This is a genomic window from Spirosoma sp. KNUC1025 (genome assembly GCF_045160025.1).
In the GTDB taxonomy this organism is placed as follows: Bacteria; Bacteroidota; Bacteroidia; order Cytophagales; family Spirosomataceae; genus Spirosoma.
Map to the genome: position 1 here is coordinate 1,936,785 of NZ_CP087139.1, position 14,274 is coordinate 1,951,058.

Consider the following 14,274-nt stretch of genomic DNA (forward strand, 5'->3'; position numbering starts at 1 on the left):
ACACGATGCGACAACTTATACGTTTACTGCTGCTACCAGGCTTAGTCGGATGGCTGATCAGCGGTTGTTCCGAAAAAATAGAGCCGAAGCCTTACACGTACTCTCAACTGTTGACTGGTACGGAAAAGAAAACATGGCGAATGGTTTCGGTGGTGATTCTTGACGATGGCAATTCGTCGGGTGTGATTCCTGTCTCGCAGTTAAATTCCCCCACCTGTATTACCGATGATCTGCTTACGTTTTATGCAGATGCAGAGCATAAATTTGAGGCCAGTGAAGGGGCCACTAAATGCAATGCCAGTGATCCGGATGTTTACGTAACCGACACTTGGAACGTTGTCAATGCGAATGCTACGGCCGAGTTTTATATACCGCTGCTGAATGGAAAATACCCTTGGATCATTAAGAATCTTACGGAAACCGTACTGACAGTTGAGTATTATTTTGGCGATATTGATGCCAGTTACCGATTCACCTTCAATGCTGTTACGACCAAATAATCTGCCATTGATTAGATAGACTCAGTCCTTATGCTTCGACTATTACTCAGCTTCTTTATAGCTCTTTTTTTCAGCATACACTCTACGCTCAAATCCCTATCCGGAAAGCAGCAGAACAGTGCGCTACTATGGAAATGGATAGCATGCTTCGGGCTAAATACCCACAATTAGGGTCGCTAAATGATTTTGAGCGCGATTTACAGCTAAAAATATTTGATCTGAAAAAGAAAGTACAGGCGGGGCGGTTGGCCGCCACCGTCATCACGATTCCGGTTGTCGTACACGTCGTTCATAATGGCGAAGCTGTGGGAACAGGGCGAAACATTAGTCTAGCTCAGGTGCAGGCCCAGTTGACCACGCTGAATGAAGATTATCGCCGGAAACTTGGTACACGTGGCTTTAACGAAAACCCACTTGGCGCTGATATCGAAATCGAATTTTGTCCCGCTATCCTCAATCCGCAGGGCAATCCAATGGCCGAACCGGGCATTGATCGATACAATGGCAATCGGACCAACTGGGATCGTGATGCCATTGAGGGTGTGCTAAAACCGAGCACCTACTGGAATCCGGATAAGTATTACAACGTATGGGTTGTTGATCTGAATGATCAGATAGCGGGTGGTGGTCAGTTGCTGGGTTATGCTCAATTTCCAACTCAGTCGAATCTGCCCGGTATTCCGTCCGATGGCCCTGCCAGCACTGATGGGGTAGTTGTTGATTATCGCTCGTTTGGAAATGCTGAAAAAGGAAACTTTCCAACCATGCGGCCGACGTATAATCTAGGCCGGACCTTAACCCATGAAACTGGGCACTGGCTTGGTCTTCGCCACATCTGGGGCGATACCAACTGTGGCGATGATTTCTGTGCGGATACGCCGACTCAGGCGTCAGCCAGCAGCGGCTGTCCGGTAGGGCGGGTTAGCTGTGGAACAACAAACATGGTGCAGAATTACATGGACTATTCCAATGATGCCTGCATGAACATCTTTACGCTCAATCAGAAAGATCGTATCCGGGCAGTGATGAACAACAGCCCGCGCAGGGCCAGTCTGTTGTCGTCGAACGTGTGTGGTACGCAGGTGGCCACACGTCCGCAGGCAAACTTCCGGGCCGATAACCAGCAGGTTCTACTGGGTGGCCAGATTAAGTTTACCGATCTATCCAGCGGTTTTCCGACCCGGTGGCAGTGGACATTCGAAGGTGGAACGCCCTCGACATCAACGGAGCAGAACCCAACGGTTACCTATAATCAGGCTGGCGTCTTCAGCGTTACGCTGGTAGCCTCTAACGCCATCGGGTCGTCTGATCCGTTGGTACGTACCAAATACATTGAAGTACTGAACGCCGGTCTTTGCAACGAGATGACCAATTTCAACGGAACGCCTACGGTATTACGGGAATCGAATGGGACAGGTTACGTAGCTGGGCAGAACAGCCATCGGTCGCAGGCTGTTTCGGAGTTTTTCCAGAATCGGTTAGGGTACACAAATCTGGCGGGCGCTACGTTGAAATTCGGCGTAGCTAAAGCTGCCCGAGGAGCCGCTACAGAATCGGTCGTGACGGTTACGGTCTGGAACGGTCGTGGTTTCCAGAACGGACCCGGTGCCATACTGACGCAGAAAGATGTTCCGTTACGCGATATTCTGAACGATGTGGCCAATAACCGGACCACCTCGGTTACGTTCGATCAGAACATTCCGGTCAACAGCCTACCGTTCCACATTGGTATTACGTTGCCCTATGTGGCGGGTGACACCGTTGCGCTGGTAACGACTAAAAATGGGGAATCGCTTTCGGCCACGGCCTGGCGGCAAAATCGGCAGGGCGACTGGCTTCGGTATGCCGATAGTCTGGGACTAAACGTAGCGCATTACGTAGCGGCTCGCGTTGGGCAGAAATCATCGGTACAGGTGGCGGCTTCAGCTATTTTTGTCGATCCGGGGCAGACCGTTACGTTAAACGCGAAAGGAGCCAGTATTTTCACTTGGAAAGGTACCGGTCTGAATGCCACATTAGGACCGCAGGTAGTAGCGCAGCCAACACAAACGACCTCCTATACCGTTTCGGGCTCCGGTCAGGATTTATGTACGACCGATGCCGTCATACAGGTATACGTGCGGACAGGGACCGTAACGGCGACAATACCCATCGCTGAACAGGCATTGCAGGTAACGCCAAACCCCAGCGACGGACAAATGACGGTGTATTTCAGCGGCCCACAGCGAGGCACGTTGACACTGGGCATACGTAGCATAAGCGGTGTTGAATTGATGCAACAGAAATACCAGAAAACGAGCGATACGTTCCAGCAACCGTTCGACATGAAATCCTCGCCCGGTGGCGTCTACTTTGTCGAAGTGCGAATTGGTGAACAGGTATTCCGAAAACGGATTGTGAAGCAATAAATGAAAACGGGGTAGGTGCTTCAAAACGCCTACCCCGTTTTCATTTATTGCTTCCGTTATAACTGCTTATCTCCATCAATACCTCCGCTCGTGACGGCAAATAATTCTTCCTCTTCTTTAGTCAGATTGTAGCCAATGGAAATACGCAAGCTGTTATATTCACTCCAAGAATCTCCCCGATGATTGGCCGCTTTAGTGAGTAGAACGATTGCATCTCCGTTAATATGGCATGCATAGATAGGAGGACTTATCTTATCGAAATTGCCTTCAAGCTTATTTATTGTTAGAGGATTTAATCTTTTTTTAAACTGAACTTCCAAAGCTGCCTTAACCGAGTCGAGTTGATACCCCTTGCCTTTTAGTAGGATAACAACACCATAAGGTTCGTTGCCAGGGTCTTGATTCCCTTTCCCTCCCAAAGAAGTAAACCGCCATTCTGCCCTAACAGATTGACTGGAGTCAATAAATTGGGTATCCCCAATTTATAACCCTTAGGGTATTGTTTCTGTAAATCGGCTGTTGTTACGGGAAATTGGATTGTATAACCAGCTAGTTGTGTGTGAACGGATTCCGGTTTACAACCCCACAGCAATAAATACAGCGCTACGATTACTGAGATTATTTCTTTTTTCATTAATCAGTACGTATTAAATGAGTGGCGCCCCAACTTTCTTCATATAGCGTGCGTAACCAGCTCTCACGTCAAAATACACGGCATCATCAAACTGTATTGTCTGTTGTCTGTTGATCAAGTATTTTTATGAAATAATAAACATCATCTTGATAAACAATAGGTTATAAGCTTAAAATTTTCCGTATTGATGCCCTCGTATTACCCAAGAATCTTGTTCCTTTTTTAGAGTATAAAGATCTGTAGCATTGCCAGCATGAAAAATTAGTATCACACTCGCTGAGTCTCTAGTAAAAAACTTAATTGATGGTATGCTGACATACAATTCGTTGGGATGTTGTACGTGAATTTGCAATATATCTTTTGAAGGTGACGGGACGATTTTGACGGGCTTGCCTGCAAACACGTAGGGCTCATCTGTTTGGGTGGCTATACCCTCTATAAGCTTAAATTGCACGTTGCCAAAAGCCTTTTTTACATCAGCTCCGAGCTGTTTATCGGATATAATACGTTGAACTAAACGAGTCGTATCCTCCCTGGTCAGCTTATTAGCAGTGTACGTATTCCCGGCAGAGCAACTAGCTAACAACACATGTATGATTAATAATAAATTGTTGAAACAAAGCCATTTTACCACTTTCATCTTATGAAACAGATAAACGTTTTTAATTGACAATTATCCATCGATTCTGCATTCGCCGAAGGCAAACGATCCATGAAGAGTGGCCATCTCCCAACAATTCATAAAAAAATACGGCTTGATTAGTCTGACCATTTGTAATGACTGGTGAAACGACAATATAGCCCAGTTCATCATCCGCAAGATTTCCGCGCAAACCATTACTCAACTGAACATCCACATGCTGATTTGATAAGGGATTAATATCTTCTGGGTAAATGGGTCGTAACGCAGTTCTGGAAGCATAATCAATGAGCGAATTAAAGGATGAATCTGAATCGAGTTGGATACTTGGATGTATCCCATGAATTCGTTGACCTGGCTTATTTTGCAGCACATAACCAGTGTAGTGAGTAGCGATTTTTTTCATTGAAAAATCGCGTGGCCAACACATAGGTATGCAGGAATCCGATAATAATTTAGTCGTCGTCAGAATGATAGCTAAACTGCTATCCATAGGCAACAGGCGAATGGTTGATCTTTTTTTGTTTGATTACAACTGCAAGCGAGGATTAAACATGAAAAAACAATAAGTACAACTTTCATAGTTGTAGAGATCGAATGTAAATTGCTCAGGTCTAGTATATTATTCTACCTCTAAAAGTTGTTTCTCACTTTGGAATATTCCTGTATACTGGCTACTTCATCCGCGATAAAATAAATTCCTTTTAACTGCATAGTGGTATAAAACTTTCGTCTTGACCATTCTTCGGGCGGCAAAATATATTGACGCAATTCTTAGAATAGGTCTCGGACGGATTTACCAGAAAATAATCGACGCCTTCCAGCAGCCGCTCGGCATAAAATCCTCGCCTGATGGCGTCTATTTCGTCGAAGTAAGAATAAGTAAGTGGATGTTTAAAAACGAGAAATCAACAATAAAAAACAACCAAAGATTTTTATAATCCTTTGGTTGTTTTTTATTGTTGATTTAATGGCTACTTATTTCCTTAGTCTGTATCAAAAAAATAATTTATGTAAATTTAAAATTCTCTTTATTGAAAGAGAATACACTAATCAGGAAGTGCCCAAAATATATTGATTCACTATTTGCCATTTTTGTGACCCCTTTTTTACTGAGACTACCCAAGATTTACTATTCACTCCTATAAGAGAATAAAAAAATACACCTTTGTCGTTTGATTTATTGACAATTACTGGGGAAATTTGTAAATATCCTAGTGCGTTGTCTGAAAGGTTGCCTATCAAACCCTTTACCAAGCCTATTTTAATATCAGGTCTGGATAAGAACTTCACATCCTGAATAGAAATTTTCTCCCTTTTTACATGATTTAGCTGTTCCAGAAGTGGGTAAAAAACAGAATCAAATTCCATATAAGTAGAGTTATATCCACCATGTTTTTTATTAGAAAACTTTGGTTTTATCTGGTCTGAATAAGTACTGTCCAAGATATAAGCAATAAATTGATTTGCACGTTTATTAGGTGAAAAATCGCGTGGCCAACAAGTAGGTAAGCACGAATTGTTTAGAAGATTTGTGCTTTCCATAATGATTATCAAACTAGTATCTATTGGTGATTTATGAGTGTTAGGTTGGGTACTCTGATTTGTGCAGCGCCAAAAAAGCACTGAATAAAAGATGAGGTAGAGTATGTATTTCATTTTGAGTTTTTCAAAACTATTTCGTCTATTACATTTCCAGGTAGCGCTGCATAACCAAAAGCGGCTATATCAAATTGATGTGGCCCCATGCTAGTTGGTCCATCAATAACATCAAGAGTTTGTATTTTAAAAGCCCCATAGTGGGCCGTTTCATGAATTATAAGATTGGCTAAAAGAATGAACCAAGCTTTTTCGAGTTCTGGCCAAGCATTTTCAATCTCATAGGCTTGGATAGTTTTGTAGTCGATATTAATCGCATTTGGATTTTCGTTGTATTTAAAGTAACCATAGGTATAACCTTCTTTCATCCAATAAGCTGGGTTGCTAATTTGTTTGATAATGATCCGAGGGCCCTTCCCAAAAGCCAGCAATTCTCGGATTTTTTCCTCACTGAGTCCACTAAATGTTTTAAGTGCGTTTAATACTTTTGGGTTATTTATTACATAATCGACAATGTTGTTCTTAACAAGATTAGTAAACTTAGGATACAGTAGTTGATCTATAGGACTCATAATAAACTTGTTACTACCACTGGGTTTACTACCATTTTGATTGATGTAATTCCAAACGTTATTTCTCAATTCAGAATATCATTAAGAACAGCCACTTCATCTGCTGTAAAATAAATTCCTTTCAATTGCATAGCGGTATAAAACTTTCGTCTCGACAATTCTTCGGGCGGTATAATATATTGACGCAATTATTGTAACTAGTCTCGGGCTAATTAATAAAAATATCAGAAACAATAGACGTCTTCTAGTAACCACTTGATATGAAATCCTCGTCCAGTGAAGTTAGTAATATGCGAACAGGTATTCCGAAAACGGATTTTGAAGCAGTAATAGAGCAGATATAAAGACAAAAACAAAGAGCGAACCCTTGATGAGTTCGCTCTTTGTATAAAAGATTTAATCCATTTCCCTGGCACATTGGGAAGGAAGCCGTGTACTAGCCTCTATTGATAACCCGGATTTTGTACCAGGCTTTTGTTTGTATCGATTTCGCGTTGTGGAATCGGTAGTACCAGATTATTGGCATTATAAGCCGTTGTGCCTACGGTACCGGCAGTACGTTTGATATCGGCGAGCTGCTGCCCTTCAAAAGCTAATTCCAACCGGCGTTCCAGCAGAATAGCAGCTAGATCAACCGAAGTTAGCGGAGTTGCTTTCGCCCGATTGCGAATCAGATTGACATCCGCCAGTGGCGTTGCGCCAACGCTGGTATTGAGCCGCAGGTTCGTTTCGGCGCGAATTAGGTACATTTCAGCCAGCCGTACGACCGGAACGTCGCCATACTGGTCATTGAATTTGCTGGTAAACGTGTTCTGGCCGGCCGTACTGAAGAATGTTCCCCGCACATCAGCCGCCCCGTAAAGCTGACGGAATTTTGTCTGGACGCGCACATCGCCCCGTCCCTGATTGGGAACCGAAGCGTAAAAGGTGTTCAGGTCATTAACACCATCCTGATCCGTTACAATGATCTTGAAAATGATTTCTGATTCATTGGTGGCATCATTAAATACGTCGGCAAAATTAGGTTCCAGGCTATATAACCCGGACGTAATGACCCGATTTGCGGCATCGCGGGCGGCTGTGAAATTCTGCTGCTGCAAATAAACACGGGCAAGAATCGCTGCGACGGCACCCTTGGTGGCGAAACCGCTTCCACCTGACTGTTCTTCGGGCAGCAGGCTCTCTGCTTTCGTCAGATCATCCAGCACTTGTGTGTATACTTCGGCTACCGTATTTCGGACGCGATTATCGGCGTCCGAAATGACCGTAGTGGGTGTCAAAACCAGCGGAACACCGGGGTTAGAGGCAGGAGTACCGTCGTTCCAGCTTTTGCCAAACGCTTTTACCAGTTCAAAATATAAGGCTCCTCTGATGAAGCGGGCCTGCCCTTCCACGTTGCCCCGGTTATCGGCACTAACTTTATCCAAGGCGGTCAGCACGTTGTTGACGCGGTTGATGGCGTTGTAGCCGTCCAGCCAGAAATCGCGGGTTACGGTATTCGACGTAGTAACAGTTTTGCGCCAGATTTCGTCGATGGTTGCAAAGGTGCCGCCAAAAACTACGTCGCGGTTATCGCCCAGTAAATCGCCAATGTATTGAATACCACCGCCATAAAGGTTTACATCGCTCAGGCCATCGTAAGCACCGATCAGGGTGATTTGTACGTCCTGTTCCGTATTCAGCGCCTGGCTTTGTTCAATACTCTGGGTCGGTTCAACATTCAGGCGATCAGCGCAGGCTGTTACCAGTACACTAACAGCGCCAGCAAATAACCAGTGTTTTATGTATGTTTTCATGAAATGCATAAGAAAAGTGATTGTGTACGTCTCGTCTTTTAGAAACCGATGTTGATACCGCCCGTGATGGTACGTGCCTGCGGAGCCGTGTAAAAATCGTAGCCCTGAGCAATGTTCGAAACGATGTAATCGGCGTTCACCTCTGGGTCCCAACCGGCATAATTCGTGAACGTGAGCAGGTTCTGGCCAGTAACGAAGACGCGTACTGTATTCAGCTTAATCCGGTTAATCAGCGTTTTAGGCAGATTGTAGGATAACGTAACCGTACGTAGCCGGACGAAGGTGCCATCGAGAACGAAGCGGCTGGACGACTGAGCCCCGTTGTTGAAGAACAGACGCGCTTCCGGTACGTTGGTGTTTGGGTTCTCCGGTGTCCAGGCCGCTAACTGATTGACGGTCTGGTTATCTTCAAATCGGCCGTTGGCCGATGAGTACCGGCCTACACCGTAGAAGTTGAGCTTGTTGCCAAACACGCCATTGAACAATACGTTCAGGCTGAATCCTTTGTAGCTAAACGTGTTGGTGATGCCGGCGGTCCATTTAGGAAGCGGGCTGCCCACAACAACCCGCTGCGCCTGACTATACGTATTGGTCGTGGATCGGTCGATACTGCCATCCGTGTTGGTGGTGTTCTTGTACCAAAGCGCATCGCCGTTTGCCGGATCGACACCCGCATACTCCTGCGTGAAGAAAACGCCAAGCGGTTGTCCTTCCACGGCGCGGCTCATGGCATTGATACCCCCTTCGATGATCTGCCCCTGCAAATTCGTGATCTTGTTGCGGTTGATGGCTGCGTTGAAATTCGTTGTCCAGCGGAAAGCACCGGTTAGGTTTTCCGTGTTCAGAACGAACTCGAATCCCTGGTTTTCCAGTTTACCAACGTTTTTGAATTGGGTAGCAAAGCCGGTTGTTCCCGGTACGTTTACGTTCAGCAGCAGACCCGACGTTTGTTTGTTGTAATAGTCGATTTCCCCATTGATGCGGTTATTGAGGAAACCAAAATCAATGCCGACGTCAAACTGGTCCGTCGTTTCCCATTTCAGATCGGGGTTGGCTAGCTGCGAAGGACGCTGACCTGGCTGAGCACCATAGGGCGAGTCGCCGGTAAACAGGCCCAGCTGCGGGAAGTTCTGAAGCGATACGTTCCCGGCAGTTTGAATATCGGCATTCCCGGTACGTCCGTAGCTCGACCGAATTTTCAGGAAGCTAAGCGTATTGTTGCTTTTCAAAAACTCTTCTTCTGTTAGCACCCATCCTGCCGAAACGGCCGGGAAGAAACCGTAGCGGCTATTCCGTCCGAAACGCGACGAACCATCAATCCGGGCGCTCAAGCCAAGCAGGTAGCGGTCTGCAAACTTATAATTGGCGCGGGCAAAATAAGACAGAAACCGGAAGTTCGACTCCGTAGAGCTACCGTCCGTTTTCCGGGCAGCACTGGCAATCTGTCGATACGCGTCAGACGGGAAATCGCGCCCTTCGGTGAAGTTGGTTTTCTGTTGCGACTGCTGATAAGACATCCCCACCGTTACGTCGAGATTGCTACGGCCAAACAGCGTATTGTACGTAAAGAAGTTGTTGGTATTGTAATTCTCTACCCGAACGTAACGGTTCTGACCAATGCCCTGTGGCGCACTGAAATTCCGTTGCGTTTTGCTGTTGTAATAAAGTTCTTCCTGCTGATTCAGTACGTCAAGGCCGAATTCAGTACGGAAGGATAGCCCTTTCATAAGCGTCAACTGACCGTACACACTGCTGATGTTCCGATAGACGGTTGTGTTGAAATAGGAGTTGCCGATGTTAATCAGTGGATTGTAATAGACCGGGATGCTGATATCACCGGGAGGTGTACCCACTGGAAGACCAGTGGTAGGGTCAGTAGCTGGCGTCATTGGCGGCAGAGCTACCATTTGCATCGGGTTATCGAACTGGTTATCTGCCGATAGACGCTGATTATAGGTGCGCGTCAGGCCCGTATTGAAACCTACGCGGAGCCGACTGGATACCTGATGGTCGAGGTTGATACGACCGGCGTACCGTTGCAGCGCGTTTCCAATCAGAATCCCTTTCTGATCCAGCAATTGCCCCGACAGATAAAACGTGGTTTTCTCATTACCGCCGTTGATGTTCAGGTCATATTGTTGATAAGGAGCATCCTGATAGGCCAGATCCCCCCAGTTCGTACTGACCTGATTCGGGGTACCATACGTACCGAGCCCCTGTGTTTCATAGAAGCCCTTCATGTACGATGTGTAGGAATCCGGATCGTTTGGATCAAGCCCATCAATCCGGTCGGAGTTGGCGGCTGCCCGATTGTAGAAGCTAACGTATTGTTCGGTATTCAGAAACTCCAGTTTGCGGGTTGGCTTACTCGACCCGTATTGAGCGCCAAAATTGATATTTGTCCGTCCTGCTTTTCCTCGTTTGGTCGTAATCAGCACTACACCGTTTGCCGCGCGGGCTCCATAAATAGCCCCCGCAGAAGCATCTTTCAGAATATCCACCGATTCAATATCCTGCGGATTAATATCGGCCAGCGGATTAGTCGATGCACTGTTGAAGCTGAGGTTTTCGGTAGTGACCGGAATTCCGTCGATTACGTAAAGCGGCTGATTTGACGCCGATACAGACGACTGACCCCGCACCCGTACCTGAATACCCTGGCCAAGTTTTCCAGAACCAGCATTGATCTGTACACCAGCCGCTTTACCTTGAAGGGCCTGATCAAAAGTAGTTACGGGCTGATCCTGAATATCGGCTGCCCGAACCTTTGCGATGTTGCCCGTCAGATCGCGCTTGATCTGCTGACCGTATCCCGTTACAACGACTTCATTCAGGTTGCGTACATCCGTCTTCAGTTGGACATTAATAACGGAACGACCATTCACAGGCTGTTCTACGGAGTTAAACCCAATAAAGCTAAAGACTAGTGTAGCATTGTTTCCTACCGAAAGGCGGTAATTGCCATTGGCGTCTGTCAGGGTCCCCTGAGTTGATCCTTTCACGCTGACTGAAACCCCTGGTAGGCCAGTTCCCTCATCTGACGATGTTACCAGGCCCGAAACAGCCTGATTTTGTGCATAGGCCCCCCATACCGTAGCAAGCAATAGGAAGGTAATCTGTAGGAGTTTTCTCATACTGTTAAGCTGATGAAAGTTAAATTGGATGGCAAAAATACAATCGAACGGCACTAATTAAAATTGAGTTAAAGAAATACCTATTGCTAACAACTAGTTAAATACAAAATAGTATTCAGACGATTAAGATTTTACTGAAATAAAATGCTGTTAAAGCCCTATTAGGCATGGTATGCTACGTATTTGTATCCTGATTGGCATTGCAGGAAAATTTATATTAAGCAGTACGGGTAATTACTTCATTAGGTTGCTAGGATAAATAGTCCATTGGCTAAGGAATCCATAAAGGGTCGTTCCGATCAGCGAAAAGCGGGTTATATTGTAAAAAAGGGCCCGCTTTCGTAAACGTATATGACTAGGTATTAAACCTGAAACAGGAGATGCTGTCTAATCGTTAGGGGTATGTAGTAAACACAAAAATCAATGAAAATCAGACTGTTCACTCTATTGCTTCTCCTGACCGTATCGGGATTACGCGCGCAGGTGCAGTATACAACTGAGAATCCACGAGTAGATGACGTGAACGACACCGATGTAATAATTCAGCGGGTTGAGCTAACGGCGCAATACACCATTATTTACATGCGGTTCGAAGCGCCGAAACAGTCGTCCGGTCGGTCGTGGCCGTTTTCTATTCCAATGCCTAATGGTGGACAGCGACAACTCGAATCCACGAATAATATTGGATTTCAGCCCAACTCCCGGTTATACGTAAACCAGGGCGAGAAGTCGTATAAACTTATTCGAGCCGAAAATATTCCGGGCGAAACCCGCCGACGGGTGCGCCCCGGCGAACGCGTCGACTTTGTTGCCTATTTTGAGCGGATTGAGCCCGGCTATACAACCTTCGATCTATTTGAATGCAAAGACAGCCGAGGGTATATCTGTTTCAATTTCTGGGGGGTGCATATCATTAACCCACGTAAAAAAGATACGTATTCGCAACGCACTCCCAAAGCCACGCCACCTGCTCAGCCGAAACTACAACCAAAACCTGTGCCTCCGACTACACCCAATGAGGCTCCCAAGCCGGTTGAGCCAACAAAACCACAGGAAACGGCTGTAGCGATCAAAGGCATAACCAGGGATGCTAAAACCAAACAGCCGATTGAGGCTACCATAACGTATCGATTATTATCGGGGGCTGAAGTGTCGAGCGACGAGCCTGCCGATTCGGTCCGGAGCGCTGGCCCGACGGGTAAATACCAGATTACCATCGACCGCCGGGGTGTTTATGCGGTAACGGTTTCGGCCAAAGGGTATTTCGGGCAGAGCGATACACTGGCTACCAACCGGATCGACGTAACGCGCGATTTTGATTTAGTGCCGATTGAAGCAGGGGCTAAAATCACACTCAGGAATATTTATTTCAACGTAACGAAGTATGACCTCAAACCCGAATCGTTTCCTGAGCTTGACCGGCTGGTAGGGGTTATGAAAACCAATCCAACCATGCAGATTCGGCTGGAAGGGCATACGGATATAGTCGGTGAGTTTGATAAAAACGTTGAACTGTCGCGCAATCGGGTCAACGAAGTGAAACGCTACCTGGTTGATAAAGGCATCGGTGCCGGTCGGATCGAAACCGTTGGCTATGGCCCATCCAGACCTATCAACACGAACAAAAGTTTGAAAGAGCGGCCCGAAAACCGGCGGGTGGAACTGGTGATTGTGAAAGTTTAAAACTTTGATAGTGGGTTTTCGGTATTCAGTCTACGGCAATACGGTGGTGAGCCGTAAACTGAATACCGAAGCCTATGAAACCCAATTTCGATCTCAACGTTGTTCTGTCTCATATCGAAGAAGCCATTCGTCCGTATCCGAAAGCGGCTATGTTTGACCTGTTTGAGCGGGGCTATAATACGCTGTTCGAACAACTGATTTCGTGTATCGTCTCTATCCGAACGCTCGACGAAACCACAATTCCGGTCTCGCTACGCTTATTCGAACAGGCCCGTACCCCCGAGCAACTGCTGACGCTGGATATTCCAACGCTGACGAAACTGCTATACGGCACTACGTATCCCGATCAGAAAGCGTATACCATGCGGGGAATTGCCGAACGGATTGTGAATGAGTTTGGCGGGAACCTACCCGCTGATTTTGTTACGCTTACCTCGCTGAAAGGCGTCGGCCCGAAATGCGCAAACCTTGCTCTTGGGGTGGCAACAGGCCAGGCCGCCATCAGCGTCGATATCCATGTACATCGGGTGGTGAACCGCTGGGGATACGTCCACACGAAACAGCCCGAACAGACGCTGAAGGTTCTGGAAGCGCAGGTGCCGCATGAGCAGTGGGTGAATATCAACCGGTTATTAATGCCATTCGGTAAGCACATCTGTACCGGTACGCTTCCGCACTGTTCAACCTGTCCCGTGCTGGAATGGTGCGAGCAGGTAGGCGTAGAGCGTCATCGGTAAAAAATTAATCTTCAGTCAGGGCCTGTTTCAAACTGGCCAACGTAGCCCGGCAGGCTTTGTCGAGTTGCTGATACAATTCGGTTTGCTGTTGAACGGTCTGCTCTATTACGTCCTTACTGGTTGCGTTGCCACCTGCTGCCCGATGCAGTTCTTCGGCTGTGGGGCTGGTGGCTTGAATAGGTACGTTGAGGCCGTTGTTTTCAGCAATTAGATCGGTCAGCGTAGCCCGGTAACGGCCATATTTCGGCTCAATAGTGAGCGTATACCGCACAAGCTGGTTATTGATCGGGTAAGACGCTTTGATAAACAGGATATTGTGTTCCGGATCGTATTGCTGCTGCGCTGTCTGGATCGAACCGTAGTGTTCTTCGCCCCATTCCCGCGCCTGTTCCATAATCTGTTTGGCGGGGCGTTTGGCGTCGGGTAGCCGCACAATTTCCTGATACTGAACCTGCCCTAATTCATTGACGGGTAGCTTTACCTGCGCTAAAGCTGAGAAGGAGCAGAAAAATAAAAGCAGAAATTTATAGATGAGCTGCATGGGATAGCGTATGATAGAGGGCTTGTATTC

Annotated in this window: 12 protein-coding genes; 4 read left to right on the forward strand and 8 right to left on the reverse strand. The window is 46.6% G+C overall.

What is annotated here, in order from left to right; all coding sequences use genetic code 11:
- Positions 1-5 precede the first annotated feature (5 nt).
- Positions 6-500: a hypothetical protein gene (locus tag LN737_RS08435; RefSeq protein ID WP_405517916.1), complete on the forward strand. Its 495-nt coding sequence runs from the start codon at positions 6-8 to the stop codon at positions 498-500.
- Positions 501-628: 128 nt separating this feature from the next.
- Positions 629-2,908: a M43 family zinc metalloprotease gene (locus LN737_RS08440; RefSeq protein WP_405517918.1), complete on the forward strand. Its 2,280-nt coding sequence runs from the start codon at positions 629-631 to the stop codon at positions 2,906-2,908.
- 56 nt (positions 2,909-2,964) lie between these two features.
- On the opposite strand, the gene LN737_RS08445 is transcribed toward LN737_RS08440, so the two are convergent.
- The 7 genes from LN737_RS08445 to LN737_RS08475 all read right to left on the reverse strand — a co-directional run bounded on the left by LN737_RS08445 (position 2,965) and on the right by LN737_RS08475 (position 11,283).
- Positions 2,965-3,327, reverse strand: coding sequence for a hypothetical protein (locus LN737_RS08445; RefSeq protein ID WP_405517920.1), 363 nt, complete (start codon positions 3,325-3,327; stop codon positions 2,965-2,967).
- A gap of 384 nt (positions 3,328-3,711) precedes the next feature.
- Positions 3,712-4,182, reverse strand: a complete 471-nt coding sequence (locus LN737_RS08450; RefSeq protein WP_405517922.1) for a hypothetical protein — start codon at positions 4,180-4,182, stop codon at positions 3,712-3,714.
- A 22-nt stretch (positions 4,183-4,204) separates the two neighbouring features.
- Positions 4,205-4,588 carry a hypothetical protein gene (locus LN737_RS08455; protein ID WP_405517924.1) on the reverse strand — a complete coding sequence of 128 codons (384 nt, stop codon included), beginning with the start codon at positions 4,586-4,588 and terminating at the stop codon, positions 4,205-4,207.
- A gap of 647 nt (positions 4,589-5,235) precedes the next feature.
- The gene (locus tag LN737_RS08460; protein ID WP_405517926.1) at positions 5,236-5,727 is read right to left on the reverse strand and encodes a hypothetical protein; all 492 of its coding nucleotides are present in this window, start codon (positions 5,725-5,727) and stop codon (positions 5,236-5,238) included.
- Positions 5,728-5,837: 110 nt separating this feature from the next.
- Positions 5,838-6,353: a hypothetical protein gene (locus tag LN737_RS08465; protein ID WP_405517927.1), complete on the reverse strand. Its 516-nt coding sequence runs from the start codon at positions 6,351-6,353 to the stop codon at positions 5,838-5,840.
- A 443-nt stretch (positions 6,354-6,796) separates the two neighbouring features.
- Positions 6,797-8,149, reverse strand: a complete 1,353-nt coding sequence (locus LN737_RS08470; protein WP_405517929.1) for a RagB/SusD family nutrient uptake outer membrane protein — start codon at positions 8,147-8,149, stop codon at positions 6,797-6,799.
- 38 nt (positions 8,150-8,187) lie between these two features.
- Positions 8,188-11,283 carry a TonB-dependent receptor gene (locus tag LN737_RS08475; protein ID WP_405517931.1) on the reverse strand — a complete coding sequence of 1,032 codons (3,096 nt, stop codon included), beginning with the start codon at positions 11,281-11,283 and terminating at the stop codon, positions 8,188-8,190.
- A gap of 423 nt (positions 11,284-11,706) precedes the next feature.
- Here LN737_RS08475 and LN737_RS08480 point away from each other — a divergent pair, with 423 nt between their 5' ends.
- Both LN737_RS08480 and nth read left to right on the forward strand, forming a co-directional pair.
- A complete protein-coding gene (locus LN737_RS08480; protein ID WP_405517933.1) occupies positions 11,707-12,966 on the forward strand; it encodes an OmpA family protein in 1,260 nt (419 codons plus the stop codon).
- A 74-nt stretch (positions 12,967-13,040) separates the two neighbouring features.
- The gene (nth, locus tag LN737_RS08485; protein WP_405517934.1) at positions 13,041-13,703 is read left to right on the forward strand and encodes an endonuclease III; all 663 of its coding nucleotides are present in this window, start codon (positions 13,041-13,043) and stop codon (positions 13,701-13,703) included.
- A gap of 4 nt (positions 13,704-13,707) precedes the next feature.
- Here nth and LN737_RS08490 read toward each other — a convergent pair whose 3' ends face one another.
- Positions 13,708-14,244, reverse strand: coding sequence for a hypothetical protein (locus tag LN737_RS08490; protein ID WP_405517935.1), 537 nt, complete (start codon positions 14,242-14,244; stop codon positions 13,708-13,710).
- Between the last annotated feature and the right edge of the window lie 30 nt (positions 14,245-14,274).